An 18645-nucleotide genomic window follows, 5' to 3' on the forward strand; every position below is an offset into this window, starting at 1 on the left:
TAGAAATTATTTATTAACTGCTTCTTTTAAAGTTTTACCAGCTTTGAATACTGGAGCTTTAGAAGCTGGGATTTTGATAACTTCGTCAGGTTTTCTTGGGTTTCTACCTTCACGAGCTTTTCTATCTCTTGTTTCAAATGTACCAAATCCAACTAATTGTACTTTATCACCTGCAACTAATGTTTCAGTAATTGTTTCTATCATTGCATTTAGTGCTTTTTCAGATTCGCTTTTTTTAAGTCCACTTTTTTCTGAAATGCTAACTAATAATTCTGATTTATTCATATTTCCTCCTATAAATCAATAAATAATTCTGTTTAACTCTATTCTTGATTATACAAAATAATCCTAGCTTTTTCAAGCAAAACTTAGACAAAAAGCCTGATTTTAGACTTTTTTACTAACTTATTAAGATAATCCTCATATTTTTCTTTTAGGTAAATATCTTTGACATTTATTAGTAAGTCGTTTTCATTTTCGTTGTATGAATTTATCATAAGTATCATATATTTATCTTCATGTTTAAAGATATCGCTTATCTCATCTTTTTCCAAAACACCAGCCTCTTTTAAAAGTGGGTCATCGTTATAGACAAAATCAGAGTTAATCACTTCATAATTTTGTACAGGCTTATTAAGATAGGATTTAAAATCTGCTGGTGATTTTAAATTTTTGTGTATCTTATTAGCCTCATTTTTATCATCAAATACTAGAACGTCATACTTATACTCTTTATGATACTTTTCATTTGCTTTATAGTATTCTAAAATTTCACTATCTTTTATATCATTATGACTTAAATAATAATTATAGTGCTGCTTTCTAATAGAGTCGTTATATAGTACTTGGTTAAACTTATTTTCATCTGTACCTAGGGCTTTGACATTAGCCTTTAATGAATCTTTGCCTCCTAGTTTTTCTTCTAAATCTTTTCTAAGAGATGATGCTACATTATCATCGACTTTTATATTATTAGCCTTTAGGTCATTTACCATCACTTGGTCTTTGACCAAAGAGTCAACCAGGTCCTTTTCTAAGATATCTTTGTTTGTTTTGCCTCTTTCAACTTCTTGATCAAGATATCCTTCACCAAATTTTTGGGAATAGTATTTTTGGTAAAAGTCTAATTCCTTTAAATAAGTGTCGCTACTAATGGCAACTCCATCAACAAGTGCTACATTTCCTTCACTATGTTTAGAAGAAGTGCACGATGATAGATTAAATATTAAAACTGCAAATAATACAGTCTTAATTATCTTTCTTTTCATCTGCTTCTTTATCTTCTTTTTCTTCTGCTTTATCTTTATTATCAGCAGACTCTTCAACTACTTCTTCGTTAGTAGATTCTTCGTTTGCAGTTTGAGAATCTTCGGTAACAATGTTAGCATTTTCTGCTAATTCGTTCGTGTATTCTTGGTACTTTTGGTTTTCTAGATTTTCTTTAATTAATTTACGATCATCTTCTGAAAGTTCATTTATAACTTTATTTACTTTTATAATGTGCCAGCCAAACTGTGTTTCTACTGGTTCACTTATTTCTCCTTCTTTCATAGAGAATGCCTTATCTTCAAATTCTTTTACCATTTGTCCTTTAGTAAATTCACCTAAAGCTCCACCTTTTTCAGCATTACCAGTATCTTTTGAGTATTCTTTTGCAAGTTCAGCAAAATCTTCCCCATTATCTAATTTTTGTTTTACTTCTTTAGCTGTTTCTTCATCTTCAACAAGAATATGATCTGCATCTACTTTTTCAAAACTTTCTTTATTTTCTTCGTAGTATTTATCGATATCTTCATCACTTACAGGATTATTTTCTTTAAACCATTCTAAGTGTTTGGTATAAAGAATATCTTTTCTGATAGTATCTTTAAACATATCATTATCCATATTGTAGTCTTCTAGCATTTTATCAAAGGCATCTTTGCCATTTTGTCTGTTAATATTTTCAACAGTTTGCATAAATTCATCTGAAACTTCTTTATCGGTTACAGTAATATCGTGTTTGGCAGCATCATCTGAAACTAACTTATCTCTAACCATCATGCTAACTACTTTTGATTTTGCATTTTCACTGCTTGCTAAAAATGCAGAATAAAATGCCATTTCATCTTTATATTTATCTTTGCTTAGTTCATCACCATTTACTAAGGCTACAGCATTTTCTGGTAATTTCTCATCAGTTTTTTCTTTTTTATCTGCTGTGTCTGCTTTTTCTACGGTTTCAGTTTTATTTGTAGCAGAATCATTATCTGTTTTTGTTGTTTCATTGTTACAAGCTGCTAAGAACATTGAACTTGCTAGCATAATTGTTAAAATTTTATTTGTCTTTTTCATTTTTACTCCTTACCTTACATATTACTTCTAGTAAATCATAAGTATCGATTAATTTTGTATTTGATATAGGGATTTTAAAAGATGGATTGGCTGACAGGTCAAGTTTCATCTCTCCCTTATACTCTTCACTTATTTTTTTTAGTTCATCTATACTAAAATCATCCCTATTTGTAAAATTGATATTAATGTAGCCATCCCTTTCACGGATTTCTTTAAAACCGATTGATTCAGCCAAAGATTTTATCATGGATACATACATTATATTATCCACCATTACTGGTATATCTCCATAAATATCAATCAAATCTTCTACTAATATATTATAATCTTCTATATTTTCAATATTTGCAATTCTCGTATATATTTCAATTTTTTGTGATTGATCAGAGATATAGGTATTTGGTATATAAGCATTGACTTTAATATCAATATAAACATCTGATTTTTTCTTAATATCAACTTCTTTTCCTGAGGCTTTTTCTACTGCTTCTTGAAGGTATTTTACATATAGATCATATCCTACAGCTTCTACATGACCACTTTGACTTTCTCCTAAGAGATTTCCTGCGCCACGTAGCTCTAAATCTTTCATAGCAATCTTATAACCACTACCAAAGTCAGAGAAGTCCCTAATAGATTTTAATCGCTTTTCGCTAATTTCTGATAAAACTTTGCCGCGTCTATAGGTAAAATAAGCATAGGAAGACCTACTTCCCCTGCCTATGCGACCCTTTAATTGGTAAAGTTGGGATAGACCCATCATATCTGCATCATAAATAATTATTGTATTTACATTTGCTATATCCATACCTGTTTCTATAATGGTTGTAGAAAGGAGAATATCTATATCCCCACTTACAAAGTCATTCATTATTACTTCAATTTGTCTTGGAGTTAGTTTACCATGGATAATTTCTACTCTTGCCTCAGGTATAAGTTCTACTATGTGATTATAAAGTAAATCAATATTGTGGACCCTATTATAAACAAAGTAAACTTGACCATCACGAGCAAGCTCTCGTTCGATAGCTGCTTTTATAATATTTTCATCATATTCAATCACATAGGTATTTACTGGTAGCCTTTCTTCTGGCGGTTCATCTAGGGTTGATAAATCTCTTATACCAGCTAGTGACATTTGTAAAGTTCTTGGAATTGGGGTTGCTGATAAAGTTAATACATCTAAGCTTGTTTTAAGTTGCTTTAGTTTTTCCTTATGTTTTACCCCAAACCTTTGCTCTTCATCAATGATAAGCAGACCCAGATTTTTAAATTTTACATCTTTTGATAAAACTCTATGAGTTCCTATAACTATATCCACTTTGCCAGTCTTTAAGTCTTTTATAGTTTCATCTTGCTCTTTTTTAGAATTAAATCTAGATAAAAGTCTAGCTTCAATTGGAAATTCTTTAAATCTTTCTTTCATTGTTTCATAGTGTTGACTGGCTAAAATTGTAGTTGGTACTAAAAATGCTACCTGATATCCATCAACGATTGCCTTAAATGCAGCTCTAAGGGCAACTTCAGTTTTTCCATAACCTACATCACCGGTTAATAGACGGTCCATAGGCTTATCTTTTTCCATGTCTTCTTTTATTTCATGGATACTTCTTAACTGGCTATAAGTTTCCTCATAAGGAAAAGATTCTTCAAATTCTTTTTGCCAAGGGGTATCTGGTGAAAATGCATGACCAACTTCCTTAGATCTTTTGGCATATAGTTTTACTAAATCATCTGCTATTTCATCTACTGCTTTTTTAGCACGAGCTTTAGCCTTTGACCAAGTTGGAGAACCTAGAGTAGATAAGCGTGGTTTCTCACCCTTATTACCTATGTATTTACTAACTAAATTCATTTGGTCAACTGGTACATAGACTTTATCATTGCCCTTATAATTAATTACTATAAAATCTTTCTGTATGTTATTTACTTCTATTTTTTCTAGGCCATCATAAACACCTATACCATTATTTTCGTGAACTACATAATCACCTTTATCCAAGTCAGAATAATTGATGATATCAGTAGATGACATTTTATTTTTTATCTTTTTCTTAACTTTTTTCTTACTTGTACCATAAACTTCTTTTTCAGTAAAAAAATAAAAGTTATATTCTGGCAGATAATACCCTTCGCTAGCTGTATCACTAGTAACTGTAATTTTGGCATTATAGTCATCTGATATATCTAAGATATCATTTTCTCTAAGAGCATTTATCAAATTTTCTTTATTGTTTTCATTGCCAGCAAAAATAAAAGTTTTTGCATCTGATTTTTGATGTTTTAATGAATCTGCAACAGTAGTTATTTTCCTGTTAAAATGCTCTGCCTCAATTGTTTTAAATTCAAGGAGCATTTTTGGATTAAATAGCTTGGATCTTTTAAGAATAGATGTGAGATTTATAATAGGGTAACTTTCTATTTTTTTATAAATATCTTCTGCTTTTACTAAGAGGTTAGCAAAATCAGTAAAAACTTCTCCCCTTTCTCTTTGAATTGTAACATCTTCTAAAAACCTATCATAAGATTCATTTTCTTCATCATAGATTCTAGCAATATCATCTATAACAAAAATTGTATCAGCTGATAGATAATCTATAAAAGTTTCATAATTATCAGCCCTATAGGCATTTATCAAATCCCAGTTAGCTACATACATACTATCTTTTATGTATGACTTAATTTGTTTATACTTATCTATTAGCTTTTGATCATTGGCATCTTTTATATTTTTTTCTAATTTTTTAATATTATTATCAATATTTGTTATAGCATTATCAAAATCGTCCTGATCATAGATAAGTTCATTTAAAGGTGAGATAGTAACCTCATCTACTTTTTTAATAGTACGTTGGTTTTTCTGATCAAAAATTCTAATTGAATCGATCTCATCATCAAAAAGCTCAAGTCTAACTGGATTTTCATAATCTATTGGCCAAAAATCTATAATAGAACCACGTTTTGCGTATTCACCTTTATTTTCTACAAGGGTAGTAGGACTATAGTTTAAACTTACAAGGGTGCTTATAAATTCATCTACATCTACAATATCCTCACCAGATATTCTAACAAAGCTATTGTTAAATTTACGTAAAGGTGTGATTTTATTTACTATTGCATCCATGGTTGTTATAGTAATTTGCTTTTGTCCCCTAGCTTGGCTAATTAAATTTTCCATCCTAAGACTTTTTATATCTTCATCAACCGATTTTATATTGTAAAAATTAATCTCACTTGCTGGATATAGACTTGCCACATCTACTAAATTGTTTATATTTCTCTGATAGTCTTTAGCTTTTTTTTCATTTTCTGTAATGACTAAGATGTTTTTATCCAAAGTATCAAAAAGAGATAAAATCAAATGTGCTTTTATCCCTTCAGTAAGACCATGTAAGTAAATAGGTGAATCACTTATATAATTCGCTTTTATTTTATTTAGTTGTTCAGTATTTTCTAATATTTTAATTAATTGATTCATTTATCATTATTTTCCAATAAATCTATTGAGTTATACTTATTCATTGCCTTATCGATATTTGATTCTAGCATCATTTCGATAGCTTCTGCAGCCATAATAATTTCTTCTCTTACTATATCCACATCTTCCCCATGAAACCCACTTAATACAAAGTTTGCAAGATTCATATATTCTGGTTTTTGTCCTACAGCAATTTTTATCCTAGGAAACTTATCAGTTTGGGTTTGATATATTATAGATTTCATTCCATTATGAGTACCGGCAGACCCTTTTTTCTTTATACGGATACGTCCAAAGTCTATATCTATATCATCTAGAATAACTATAAGTTTATCATCATCAAATTTATAAAAGTTTTTAAAATCCCTTACTGATTCACCAGAATTATTCATATAAGTTTGTGGCTTTATAAGCATAACTTTTTGGCCAGAGATTTCTCCCTGACCATAAAGTGCTTTGTGTTTTAATTTTTTGACATTAATGTTATGTTTTTCTGCTAAATAATCTATTGTCATAAAACCAACATTATGTCTAGTATTTTCGTATTGTAAGCCTGGATTTCCAAGCCCCACTATATAGTACATTTATTCTTCATCCTCAAATAACCCACTAATTGACTCGTAAGTATTTATTCTGTGAATAGCTTCAGCTAATAATGGTCCTACTTCTAATTGGGTTAATTTATCTATTCTTTTTTCTTCTGGTAGGTATATTGTATCAGTAATAACTACTTCTTTTACTTTTGAATCTTCTAGTCTTTTTACAGCTGGACCTGATAATACCCCGTGTGTTGCAGCAATGTATACATCTTTTGCACCATTATCAATTAAGTAATTTGCAGCATTTGTAATAGTTCCTGCTGTATCTACCATATCATCTACAAGAATAGCTGTTTTTCCTTTAAAATCACCAATTACATTCATTACTTCTGAAACATTTGGTCTAGGTCTTCTTTTTTCGATAATAGCAATTGGTAGTTTTAGGTAGTCAGAAAATTCTCTAGCACGTCTTACACCACCAAGGTCAGGACTTACTACAACATAATCATCTGGCTTATCGTATGCTTCATCCTTAAAGTATTCTGATAATAGTCTAATAGCTGTAAAATGGTCTACTGGTATATCAAAGTACCCTTGAATCTGTCCTGCGTGTAGATCCATAGTAATTACTCTATCAGCACCTGCTTCAGTAATAAGATTAGCAACTAATTTTGCAGTTATAGGTTCACGACCACGTGTTTTTCTATCTTGGCGAGCGTAACCATAATAAGGAACAATAACATTTATATATCCAGCAGAGGCACGTCTACAAGCATCAATCATTATTAAAAGTTCCATTAAGTTATCATTTGTTGGTGATGAAGTAGGTTGTACTATGTATACATCCTTACCTCTGATTGATTCATTAATAATTATTTTGATTTCCCCATCGCTAAATTTTTCAATATCTGCATCGCCTATTTTTTTGTCTAAGCTTCTTGCAATTGATTCAGCTAATTTTGGGTTTGCATTACCTGTTAAAAGTTTTAATTCTCCTCTGTGAATAGATGATTGTGATTTATCAGATGTCATTTCTGCTCCTTTTCTTTTTCTAAATCTCTTTTACGTTTTTTTTCTACATAGCCAGGTATATTTTTTTGCTCGGCACGCTCTATTGATAGGGCGCCTTGCTCAACATCATCTGTAATTGTAGAGCCTGCTGCTATGTATGCTTCTTCTTCTATAATTACTGGGGCAATAATATTTGAATTTGATCCTATAAAAGCATTGTCTTTAACTATTGACCTATGTTTAAATTTGCCATCATAATTTACAAAAATAACCCCACAGCCAATATTTATTTTACTACCTAAATCAGAATCTCCAATATAAGCTAGATGCCCTGCTTTGGTGCCATCACCAATTGTAGCATTTTTTACTTCTACGAAGTTTCCAATGTGAACATTTTTACCAAGCTTCGCCTTAGGTCTTAGGTGGGCATAGGGACCTACGTCTGATCCTTCATCTACAAAGGATTTTTCTATTACAGAATTATTGATTTTTACATTATCTTTTAAAATAGAATCTTCTATTCTAGATGAACCTTCTATGATGCAGTTTTCCCCAATTTCACTTTTTCCTAAAATTTTAACAGGTCCTGAAATTATAGTATCCATACCGATTTTAGCTTGTGGATCAATTATTGCTATTTCAGGGTTTTCTATTATAACACCATTTAGCATATGATTTTCATTTACTCGTTTTTGCAGTATTTTCTTAGCCTCAGCAAGCTCTTTTTTATTATTTATACCATAAAATTCATCAGCATCACTGGCAGCAAAGGCCATGACTCTTTTACCATCATTATATAAAATTTTTATGCAGTCTGTAAGATATAGCTCACTTTGGTCATTATTTGTATCAAGCTTAGCTAAAGCTTGCTTTAAGTCTTCTCCTTTAAAAATATATATACCAGTATTTATTTCATCTATAGCTATTTGGTTTATATCTAGGTCTCTGTCTTCAACTATACCTATAAAGTTTCCATCATCATCTCGGATAATTCTACCGTAGCTTTTTGGATTTTGGACCCTAGTTGATAAGACAGATGCACTGCTATTAGATTCTTTATGATTTTCTACAAATTCTTTTAAGCTTTCCTTAGTAATTAAAGGTATATCGCCATTTAAAACTAAAACTTGATCATCATCTGCAATTTCATTTATGGCAAGAGATGCTGCATAACCAGTTCCATAAGGATAAGCATCACCTATCTTTTGCTCTATTATGGTCTCAGCTGGAAAAAGTTCTGCTAGCTTGTCTTTATTTTTCCCACCGATTATTATTGTTTGTGAGTCATCAAGCTTTGATGCATCAACGACGTATTTTATAATTTCTCGATTTAATAATTTATGTAAGACTTTGGATGTTTTGGACTTCATCCTAGTCCCTTCACCCGCAGCCATTATTATTGTTTTTAGCATAAGTTTTACTCACTGGCTACTTCTAGAGCTAAAGTCATCATGTCTGTGTAAGACTTTTCACGATTTTCTGCACTATCGGCTACATTTTCTACTAGAGAATCACTTATGGTAAATATACCAAGACCTTTTTTGCCATATTTTCTAGCAGCCATAAATAGTCCATAACTTTCCATTTCTACACATAAAACTCCGTACTTACGTAAGCTTTCAAAAACTCCTTCTGGTAATTCATTGTAAAACTGGTCTGAACTGTGTACTTGACCGCAATGGGTTGGGTAGCCTAATTCTAAAGATTTATTATAAGTTTCAAGCAATAAATTAAAGTCAGGTGTAGAAGCAAAGTTAATGTTTGCAAAAAGGTTATCATTTATAGAACTTTCTGAACAAGCACTTGTAGCTAAAACTATATCGTGAAGTTTTATATCTTCTTGCATGGAACCTGCAGTACCGATTCTTATTATGGTATCTACATCATAACCACCAAAAAGTTCATTATAGTAAATCATTGATGAAGGTATTCCCATGCCTGATCCCATTACTGAAACTTTTTTTCCTTTATAATAACCTGTAAACCCAAGCATGCCGCGTGTCTTGTTAAACTGGGTTACATCTTCTAGGAAATTTTCTGCAATGAATTTTGCTCTAAGAGGATCTCCTGGCATCAATACAGTTTTTGCAATTTGATCAGCACTTGTTGCTGAAATATGTGGTGTAGGTATATTCATAATTTCTCCTAATATTTAATTTCATATACTATGATAACATTTTTAAAATTATTTTAAAACTAAAAAAAGATAGACTTACTTTCTATCTTTTCTCAATCTCTGTTATTTTATCAACTCTTCTTTGGTGGCGGCCACCTTCAAAGTCTGTAGTTACAAACTCTTCAACAATCATTTTTGCAGTTTCACTACCTATTACTCTGGCCCCAAGGCATAAGCAATTTGCATTATTGTGAGCTCGGCTCATCCTAGCAGAAAAAGCTTCTGAAACACAGGCAGCTCTTATACCATCAATTTTATTTGCAGAAATACTCATTCCAAGTCCTGTTCCGCAAACTAAAATTGCAAAATCAGCTTCCTTATCTAAGACTTTTTGACAAGCTTTTTGAGCAAAATCAGAATAATCGACACTATCTGTTCCATCTGTACCTACATGGATTACCTCATGTCCTAATTCTTCTAATTTTTCTTTAATAGGCTCATATAAATCAATACCACCATGGTCATTACCTATTGCATAAATCATAGCTTATCCTCCTATTGTATAAATTCTATTTTAATGGTAACATACGGATATCAACTTTACAAGTAATAGCAAAAAGCATATGATATATTGTAATAAAGTAAGTAGAACTAGGAGATATAATGTTTGAATTTAATTTAAATGGACACGATTATAAGTATGTTCATTTTATCGGTATAGGCGGTATTTCAATGAGTGGTATCGCTTCTTTACTGTTAAATAAAGGATATAAGATATCAGGATCTGATAGATCAATGTCTGATATCGTAGAGAATTTAAAAAATAATGGCGCTGAAATTTACATAGGTCAAAGAGCAGAAAATATTACAAACCCTGACCTAGTAGTATATACAGATGCTATTTTAGATGATAATGAAGAATTAATAGCAGCAAGAAAACTTGATGTACCAGTTGTTACACGAGGAGTATTTTTAGGAGCTTTAATGAGAAATTATAAGCATTCCATAGCGGTCTCAGGCTCTCACGGTAAATCAACAGCAACAAGTATTATTTCAAAAATATTACTAAACTCAAGTGAAGATGCTAGTATTCTTTTAGGTGGAGAGTTGGATGATATGGATGGCAACGTCCATGTTGGTGATGATAAGTATTTAGTGACTGAAGCTTGTGAGTATAAGGGAAATATTAGATACTACTATCCACAAACAGTAATAATTTTAAATATAGATGAAGACCACCTAGATTATTATAAGGACTTAGATGATATAGTAGACACATTTAAAACATATCTAAGAAACCAAGATAAAAACTCTAAAACTATTTTAAATCTTAATGAGGAAAATAATAAGCTAATTATTGATTCAGTTCAAGGTGAGCTAATAACCTATGCCCAAGAGAATTATGATGCTAACTATGTTGCCCACAATATTGCCTTTGATGAAATAGGTAGACCAAATTTTGACTTAAAAATGAAAGATGGAAATATTGAGCATTTTGAACTTGGAGTTATAGGCCGTCATAATATAAACAATGCAATGGCTGCAATAATTGCAACTTATGAAAATGGTATTGACTTAGATACAATCAAGGAAAGTCTAAGGACATATACTGGCCTAAAACGTAGGATGGAAATAATTGGCCATGTAAATGATTCAACTATCATGACAGATTACGGGCATCATCCATCAGAAATTGAAGTAACCCTAAATGCTTTAAAAGAGCACACTGAAGGAAAACTTGTTTGTGTATGGCAACCCCATACCTATAGTAGGACAAAGTCTTTATTTGATGATTTTTTAACTTGCTTTGATGCAGCAGATGAAGTTATTATAACTGATATATATGCAGCTCGTGAAAAATATGACCCAACTATTCATTCAAAAGATGTAGTAGCTGCTCTAAATAAAAAAGGAATAAATGCTAAGTATCTTGCTACTTTCGAAGAGGCAAGAGACTATGTTTATGACATAGCAGATCCATCAGATTTAATACTTACTACTGGATGTGGTAACCCTGATGTTCTTGCTCATATGATAGTAGATGATCAAGTAAAAGTAAGTGCTTAATTAAAAATGACCCCCTAATGGAGGTCATTTTTTTAATATGTACATATTTAAAAATCGTGCGCTAAATCTAAGGATATAGCCATGGCTTCATTTATTTTTATCATAACCGTATCATCGAAGTTGCCGATTTTCTCTCTTAGTCTTCTCTTATCAATAGTTCTAAGTTGCTCTAGTAAAGCTACGCTATTTTTAGGAAGACCAAATTCGTTTCCTCTTATCTTTACATGGGTGGGAAGTTTTGCTTTGTTAAGTTGGCTGGTGATTGGTGCGACAATGATGGTCGGGGAATATTTATTCCCCACATCATTTTGCACAACTATAACAGGTCTAACTCCCCCCTGCTCACTTCCCACAACTGGAGATAGATCTGCATAGAACAAATCTCCTCTTTTAATCTTCATAGATTTCTCCTATATAATTATCTATACTAATTATTTTACCACTTTTTTTGTAAATTCTAGGTACACGGAGATTAATTGAAGTCATTAGTTCATAAGGAATAGTATCAATTTTTGATGCTTCTTTATATATATCAGGATATATTATTACCTTATCATCGACCTTTACATCTATACCTGTCACATCCACCATCATTTGGTCCATGCAAACCCTGCCAATTACTTTGCAAAGTTTTCCATTTATAAGAACTTCTCCAAGATTTGAAAAAGCTCTTATAAAACCATCTGCATAGCCGATACTTAATGTAGCAATTTTCATAGGTTTATCTGCTATAAATGTTCTACCATAGCTTATTGATGTGCCAGCTTCAACGTCTTTTATAAAGATAACGCGTGATCTAAAAGAAAAACATTGCTTTAGCTCTTCATTGTTTTCTTCCCTTAGTAAATCAGATGGATAGATACCATAAGTTGCTATGCCTACACGCATCATATCTTTGCTAATATTGTGCTTTATGGCAGCCGCACTGTTTGCAATATGAACAAATTTTAAATCAAATGCATCATTAATGTCGTTAATGATTTTTTTAAATTTATCATGCTGCATTTCAGTATATGAAGTGTCAGCCTCATCTGCAGTTGAAAAATGTGTAAATACTGAAATAATATTTAAATTTTCCAGACTTTTAAGCTCTCTTATCTCATTTTCTTCAAAGTCCCTAAAGCCTATCCTTCCCATTCCGGTATCAAGGAGGATATGAGCATTTACTTTTTTGTCTATATAATCATTTATTTTTTTAGCGTAGTTTAAGTCAAAAATTGGTATATCTATATCATAGTCTATACATTTTTTAACATCTTTATAATAAACAGCACCTAGAATTAAGATTGGTTTGCTAATACCTGCTTCTCTTAAAGAAATGGCTTCATTAAGTCTGGCAACTGCAAAATAATCTACAAATTCTTCAATTTCTTCTGCAATCTTATAGGCTCCTAAACCATAACCATTTGCTTTTAAAACTGCGCAATACATAGAGTCTGGATTTATACTTCGAATATTTTGAACATTTTCTATAATCTTGTCAATATCAATTTCTACATAACTTTCAATCATAATTACCTCAATTTCTTTATTGCATCTGGTAAGCTATCTATAATATCTGTTGCCATCAGTGAATCTTCACCAAGTTTTTGACTTGCTATATCTCCTGCTAGGGAATGAATGTAGACTCCTAATTTAGCAGCCTGAAATGGATCTAATCTCTTCATAAAACTTGCAATAACACCTGTTAAAACATCGCCCACTCCAGCCGTGGCCATGCCAGGATTGCCTATTTCATTTTTATAAAAGTTTTCGCCATCTGTAACTATTGTTTGATTTGATTTTAAAACAAGAATAACATCATTATCTTTAGCAAATTTTCTAGCTATATTTTCCTCATCGGCTTTTATTTTATCAATTTCAATATCTGTTAGTCTAGAAAATTCTCCCATGTGGGGAGTAAGTATTATATTATTTTTAGACTTTAGTATACTTAAATCTTTGCTAATAGCATTTAAACCATCTGCATCTATAATAATATCTATGTCAGTACTTGTTATTATTTCACTTATAAGCTTATCTAAATTTTCGCCCTTTCCCATACCTGGGCCGATTATAAGAGCATCTTTGTCATCAATATTATCTAATATTTGTTTAACTATTTCTGGACTATAATAAAAGTTTTGACAAGCAATTTCTTTTATTATCTGCTCGTTAGCTTTTATCTGTAGAATTTTACTAATCGACTTTGGAGCTAGGATGAAAGTCATACCCGCACCTGTTCTCATAGCAGCTAAGCTAGCCATATAAACTGATCCTGCCATACCACTACTACCACCAAGAACAGCTATTCTACCATAATCTCCCTTGTGAGATTCTGATTTTCTTTTTGGCATTAATGCTTTAATCTCTTTGCTAATATTCATCTGATATTGCTCCTTAATTTGACAAATGGCTATGGCATAATTGCCATCATGACTAATGGAGATGCTACCATTTATCTCTTTTCCACCTAGCAAGGCTATTGGTCTGTTATCTATATGTTTGATTTCAATTTTTTTTCTTAAAATATAGGCCAAGTTTAAATTAATTGCCTTAATGATGGCTTCTTTTGCTGCAAATATTCCTGCTAGAGTTTGTAAACTATTTATTTTATTAAAACTATAAGTAAGCTCGTTTTCAGTATAAATCTTTTTTAAAAATTTATCGCTAGCTTTTATAGAAAATTTTTCTATATCTACAAGGTCTATGCCAATCATATTAAATCTTTGCTTAGTTTTCTTGCATTTTTCTTTATATCTTCTATATCTAAGTATGTGTATTTACCATTTTCATAAAGTAAATCACCATCTACAAATACATAGGATATATCATTTTCATAGGTTGAATAGCAAATGGATGCTATCAGGTCATTTTGAGGTATGTGATTTATATTATCAATATCTATCATAATTAAATCAGCACATTTACCTTCCTCAACTGTGCCCACTTTATCATCTATACCTAAGGCTTTAGCTCCATTTATTGTTGCCATTTTTAAAACATCAAATGCTTTTAAATTGTCAGCTGCTTTTAATTTTGATATTAAGGATGCTACTTCTATTTCTCTAAGCATGGATTGCTTATTATTACTTGAAGCTGAGTCAGTTCCTAGGGCTACATTTACCCCACCTTCCATTAAACGGGCTACATCACAAATTCCTGATGACAATTTTAAATTGCTAGATGGGTTGTGAATCACAGATACATTTTTGTCTCTTAAAATTTCTATGTCCTTATCTGATAAATGCACCCCATGGGCTGCTATGGTTCTGTTATCAAAAATATTGCATTCATTAAATACTTCTGTGGGGCTTTGGCCATATTTTTTATAGCACTCTTCATTTTCAAATTTAGTTTCTGAGAGATGGATATGGATTGGAATTTCATTATCTTTTGCTATAGCCGCAACTTTTTTTAGATAATCTTTATCTGTTGTATATACTGCATGGGGTCCCATAGCTATTTCTATTTTTCCATTATGGCCATTATATTTTTTATGTAGGTTTATACACTCATTTATTTTCTCATCATCTGGATCTGGACTTGCTAGTCCCCTTGATATTTGTGCTCTAAGTTTTGCTTTATCTAAGGCTTTTATGGTTTGTTCTTCAAAAAAATACATATCCGCGAAAGTAGTTGTGCCAGTTTTTATCATCTCAGCAAAAGATAATAAAGATGCATGATATACTATCTCTTCGGTAAGTTTAGCTTCTACTGGGAAAATATAATCATTTAACCAAGTAAAAAGCTCATTATCATCACCATAGTTTCTAAAATAACTCATAGCTACGTGGGTATGGGCATTAATAAAACCTGGCATGGTTATATAATTTGACCCATCTATTATTTTATCAGCTTCAAAATCTTCTAGTTTTCCTATTTTAGATATTATTCCATTTTCTATGTAAATATTACCTTGTTTTATATTATCATCTACCATAGATAAAATATTTGTATTTTGGATTAATGTGTTCATATTACAAAAAAGGAGTGGGTGCCCACTCCTTATTCTCCTATCTTTTCTTTTAATAAATTAGTTATCTCAACTGGATTTCCCTTACCCTTGGTCTTTTTCATAGCTTGGCCAACTAAGAAACCAAAAGCACGGTCTTTTCCGTTTTTGATATCTTCAATTGATTCTGGATTTTCTGCTAATACTTCATCCACTACTTCTTCTAGTAGGCCACTATCGCTAATTTGTAATAGATTTCTCTCCTCTGCTAGTTTTTCTGGGTCTTCGTTTGACTCAAAAATTTCACGTAATAGTTTTTTAGCTACATTATTATTAATCTTGTCTTCTTTTGCAAGATTTATAAGTTTTGCAAAGTTTTCTACTGATAGGTTCATAGTAGATGGTCTTTGCTCAGTTTCGTTTAATCTTCTAGATAATTCTGTTAAAATCCAATTCGCAGATATTTTTGCATCCTTTACTAATTCATTAGTACTTTCAAATAACTCTGCAAGTTCTCTATCATTTGCTAGTAGGTTTGCATCATACTCTGTCATATCATATTCTTTTATATAACGACTTTGTTTTTGACTTGGTAATTCTGGTAGATTTTCTCCAACACTATTTATATAGCTATCTTTTAGATATATTTTAGGAATATCACCATCTACAGAAAACCTATAATCATTTCCTACTTCTTTATGACGCATATGGATAGTTTCTAACTTTTCGTCATCCCATCTTCTGGTTTCTTTTATACCAGCTTCATTATTTTCTAGAAGTTTTCTTTGACGGTCTTCTTCAAAGGCTAGGGCTTGTTCTATAGCTTTAATAGAGTTCATATTTTTAATTTCAGCTATACTTGTTTTATTGCCTGTATCAGTATCAACTATATTGATATTTACATCCACACGCATAGAACCTTGTGCCATTATACAATCAGATACTTCTAAAAATCTTAAAGTTGATGCAAGTGTTTCTACAAATTCACGTGCTTCATCTGGCGATTCTATATCAGGTTTTGTAACTATCTCTATAAGTGGAACACCGGCACGGTTATAATCCATTAGTGTTCTACCTTCTTCATCACGATTTGATTTTCCTGTATCTTCTTCCATATGGATTTCGATTAGACCGACTTTTTTACCATTTGAAAGTTCTACATAACCATTTGTAGCATAAGGTTTATCATATTGAGTAATTTGATAGCCCTTAGTTAAGTCTGGATAAAAATATTTTTTCCTATCCATTTTTTGATTATTTGCTATATCACAATTAAAAGCAAGTCCTGCTCTAAGAGCAAGTTCGACTGCTTTTTCATTCATAACTGGAAGAGCACCTGGATGCCCTAAACAAACTGGGCATACATTTGTATTTGGTACTGCTCCAAATTCATTTTTACAGGAGCAAAACATTTTTGTATTAGTTGCTAGCTCCACGTGGATTTCTAGACCTATTATTGTTTTAAAATTCATTTTGCCTCCCCTAAAAATTTATCAGCTGCATTTATAACTTTATTATCTTCAAATCTATTTCCAATAAATTGGATAGATCCTGATATCCCTTCTTTTACTGGAATAGATAGTCCGCACATACCAGCAAGGTTTACAATAACATTAAATCCATCAGCTTTAAAATCTGAAAGTGGATCTTTCTCTGTTTTTTCATCTAAATCATGCGGTAAGCTTGTTGATGTTGGTGTTACAATCAAATCATATTCACTAAATAACTCTTCTAATTCTTCTTTAATCAAGGTACGAAGCTTTAGTCCTTTTTTGTAAATTTTTTGATCATCTTCTGCTGATAAATACATAGTACCTAAGGCAATTCTTCTTTGGACCTCTTCGCCAAAGCCTTCTGATCTAGACTTTATATATAGGTCTGATAAATCTTTATAGCCATCAGTTTGGTGACCGTATCTTACTCCATCAAACCTACTCATATTTGATGAAACTTCAGAACTCATTACTATATTATAAACAGGATTTGCATAAATTGCATATTTTAGTTCTATTTCTACTAAATTTGCACCAAGGTCTTTAAGTCTTTTTAAAGCTAACTTGTAATCTTCTTTTACAGCTTCTTCTATACCATTATAAAGAATGCTATCTGTGCTAATAACTGCAATATTTTTACCATTAAAGTCATAGTCTTCTTTTTTATATTCATAGGCATCAATGATAGCAGTCATATCATTTTCATCTGGTGAAGATGTAATATCAGCTAATAATCTTAGATCATCTATATTTTTTGCAAATAAACCTACTTGGTCTAATGTATTTGCCATTGATACCACACCATAACGGCTCATTAGAGAATATGTTGGTTTATATCCAATAATATTTGTGTATGATGCTGGGCCTCTTACTGATCCACCTGTATCGGTTCCTAAAGAAACTAATACATCCTCATTTGAAACTGCAACTGCAGATCCTGATGAAGATCCACCGGGTGTTTTTGATGTGTCTAAGTTATTTTTTACCGGACCAAAATATGAAGTTTTTGAGCTTGCACCCATGGCAAACTCATCCATATTTGTTTTAGCAATTATAATTGCATCTTCTTTTAATAAGTTTTCAACAACTGTAGCATTATAAATTGGAGTAAAATCTTCTAGCATCTTTGATCCACAAGTCATTTTCATATTTTCATATGAAATGTTATCTTTAACTGCGACAGGTAAACCAAAAAGTTTTCCTAACTCTTCACCATTTTTTAATTTATTATCTAAGTATTCTGCTCTTGTTAGGGCATCCTCTTCATCATAAGAGATATAAGCATTGTGCTCATTTTTCTTAATTTTTTCTAATGTTTCTTTTGTATAATCAGTAACTGAAATTTCTCCAGATTTTAATTTACTTACTAAATTTTCTATATTCATAAAATCTCCTATAAATTCCAATCTAATCTAAAATATCCAAATTCTTTATCTGGTGCATTTTTTAATGCCTCATCACGGCTAGATGATTCTTTCGCCTCATCTTTTCTAAAAACTGCTTTGTGGGCATCAATGCTTTCAGTCATTTCTACATTCTCGGTATCCACATCAAAAATATCTTCTATAAAATCAATTACAATATTAAATTTGTCGGACAAGTCATCTACATCTTTGCCTTCAAGGCTAAGATTTGCTAGTCTATAAATTTTTTCTACTTCTTTTGCTTGCATC

At 31.4% G+C, this 18645-nt stretch carries 17 protein-coding genes; 1 reads left to right on the forward strand and 16 read right to left on the reverse strand.

Going from position 1 to position 18645, the window contains the following annotated elements:
* Nucleotides 1–6: 6 nt before the first annotated feature.
* The 9 genes from AB9Q04_RS07890 to rpiB all read right to left on the reverse strand — a co-directional run bounded on the left by AB9Q04_RS07890 (nucleotide 7) and on the right by rpiB (nucleotide 10022).
* Nucleotides 7–285, reverse strand: coding sequence for an HU family DNA-binding protein (locus AB9Q04_RS07890; protein ID WP_101540075.1), 279 nt, complete (start codon nucleotides 283–285; stop codon nucleotides 7–9).
* An 83-nt stretch (nucleotides 286–368) separates the two neighbouring features.
* Complete coding sequence (locus AB9Q04_RS07895; protein ID WP_410024793.1) at nucleotides 369–1268, reverse strand: peptidylprolyl isomerase; 900 nt, start codon at nucleotides 1266–1268, stop codon at nucleotides 369–371.
* Nucleotides 1249–2334: a peptidylprolyl isomerase gene (locus tag AB9Q04_RS07900; protein WP_410024794.1), complete on the reverse strand. Its 1086-nt coding sequence runs from the start codon at nucleotides 2332–2334 to the stop codon at nucleotides 1249–1251. The genes AB9Q04_RS07895 and AB9Q04_RS07900 overlap by 20 nt, the downstream gene beginning before the upstream one ends.
* Nucleotides 2318–5812, reverse strand: a complete 3495-nt coding sequence (gene mfd / locus AB9Q04_RS07905; RefSeq protein ID WP_410024795.1) for a transcription-repair coupling factor — start codon at nucleotides 5810–5812, stop codon at nucleotides 2318–2320. Before mfd ends, AB9Q04_RS07900 begins: the two co-directional genes overlap by 17 nt.
* Entirely contained in the window at nucleotides 5809–6396 is a 588-nt protein-coding gene (gene pth / locus AB9Q04_RS07910; RefSeq protein WP_410024796.1) for an aminoacyl-tRNA hydrolase, read from the reverse strand. The genes mfd and pth overlap by 4 nt, the downstream gene beginning before the upstream one ends.
* Entirely contained in the window at nucleotides 6397–7383 is a 987-nt protein-coding gene (locus AB9Q04_RS07915; RefSeq protein WP_410024797.1) for a ribose-phosphate diphosphokinase, read from the reverse strand.
* A complete protein-coding gene (glmU, locus tag AB9Q04_RS07920) occupies nucleotides 7380–8774 on the reverse strand; it encodes a bifunctional UDP-N-acetylglucosamine diphosphorylase/glucosamine-1-phosphate N-acetyltransferase GlmU (protein ID WP_410024798.1) in 1395 nt (464 codons plus the stop codon). The genes AB9Q04_RS07915 and glmU overlap by 4 nt, the downstream gene beginning before the upstream one ends.
* A 5-nt stretch (nucleotides 8775–8779) precedes the next feature.
* Entirely contained in the window at nucleotides 8780–9499 is a 720-nt protein-coding gene (gene deoD / locus AB9Q04_RS07925) for a purine-nucleoside phosphorylase (protein WP_410024799.1), read from the reverse strand.
* 82 nt (nucleotides 9500–9581) lie between these two features.
* Nucleotides 9582–10022, reverse strand: a complete 441-nt coding sequence (rpiB, locus tag AB9Q04_RS07930; protein WP_410024800.1) for a ribose 5-phosphate isomerase B — start codon at nucleotides 10020–10022, stop codon at nucleotides 9582–9584.
* 119 nt (nucleotides 10023–10141) lie between these two features.
* Here rpiB and murC point away from each other — a divergent pair, with 119 nt between their 5' ends.
* On the forward strand, nucleotides 10142–11545 hold the full coding sequence (gene murC / locus AB9Q04_RS07935; RefSeq protein ID WP_410024801.1) for a UDP-N-acetylmuramate--L-alanine ligase: 1404 nt from the start codon (nucleotides 10142–10144) through the stop codon (nucleotides 11543–11545).
* 47 nt (nucleotides 11546–11592) lie between these two features.
* On the opposite strand, the gene AB9Q04_RS07940 is transcribed toward murC, so the two are convergent.
* The 7 genes from AB9Q04_RS07940 to gatC are packed head-to-tail and all read right to left on the reverse strand — an operon-like array spanning nucleotide 11593 to nucleotide 18644.
* On the reverse strand, nucleotides 11593–11946 hold the full coding sequence (locus AB9Q04_RS07940; RefSeq protein WP_394011563.1) for a type II toxin-antitoxin system PemK/MazF family toxin: 354 nt from the start codon (nucleotides 11944–11946) through the stop codon (nucleotides 11593–11595).
* Entirely contained in the window at nucleotides 11936–13057 is a 1122-nt protein-coding gene (alr, locus tag AB9Q04_RS07945; protein WP_410024802.1) for an alanine racemase, read from the reverse strand. The genes AB9Q04_RS07940 and alr overlap by 11 nt, the downstream gene beginning before the upstream one ends.
* Nucleotides 13058–13059: 2 nt before the next feature.
* A complete protein-coding gene (locus AB9Q04_RS07950) occupies nucleotides 13060–14244 on the reverse strand; it encodes an NAD(P)H-hydrate dehydratase (protein WP_410024803.1) in 1185 nt (394 codons plus the stop codon).
* Complete coding sequence (locus AB9Q04_RS07955) at nucleotides 14241–15503, reverse strand: amidohydrolase (RefSeq protein ID WP_410024804.1); 1263 nt, start codon at nucleotides 15501–15503, stop codon at nucleotides 14241–14243. The genes AB9Q04_RS07950 and AB9Q04_RS07955 overlap by 4 nt, the downstream gene beginning before the upstream one ends.
* A 29-nt stretch (nucleotides 15504–15532) precedes the next feature.
* A complete protein-coding gene (gene gatB, locus AB9Q04_RS07960) occupies nucleotides 15533–16951 on the reverse strand; it encodes an Asp-tRNA(Asn)/Glu-tRNA(Gln) amidotransferase subunit GatB (protein WP_410024805.1) in 1419 nt (472 codons plus the stop codon).
* Nucleotides 16948–18357, reverse strand: coding sequence for an Asp-tRNA(Asn)/Glu-tRNA(Gln) amidotransferase subunit GatA (gatA, locus tag AB9Q04_RS07965; protein WP_410024806.1), 1410 nt, complete (start codon nucleotides 18355–18357; stop codon nucleotides 16948–16950). The genes gatB and gatA overlap by 4 nt, the downstream gene beginning before the upstream one ends.
* An 8-nt stretch (nucleotides 18358–18365) precedes the next feature.
* Entirely contained in the window at nucleotides 18366–18644 is a 279-nt protein-coding gene (gene gatC / locus AB9Q04_RS07970) for an Asp-tRNA(Asn)/Glu-tRNA(Gln) amidotransferase subunit GatC (protein ID WP_410024807.1), read from the reverse strand.
* Nucleotide 18645: the final 1 nt, after the last annotated feature.

The organism is Anaerococcus groningensis, assembly GCF_046365465.1.
In the GTDB taxonomy this organism is placed as follows: Bacteria; Bacillota; Clostridia; order Tissierellales; family Peptoniphilaceae; genus Anaerococcus; species Anaerococcus groningensis.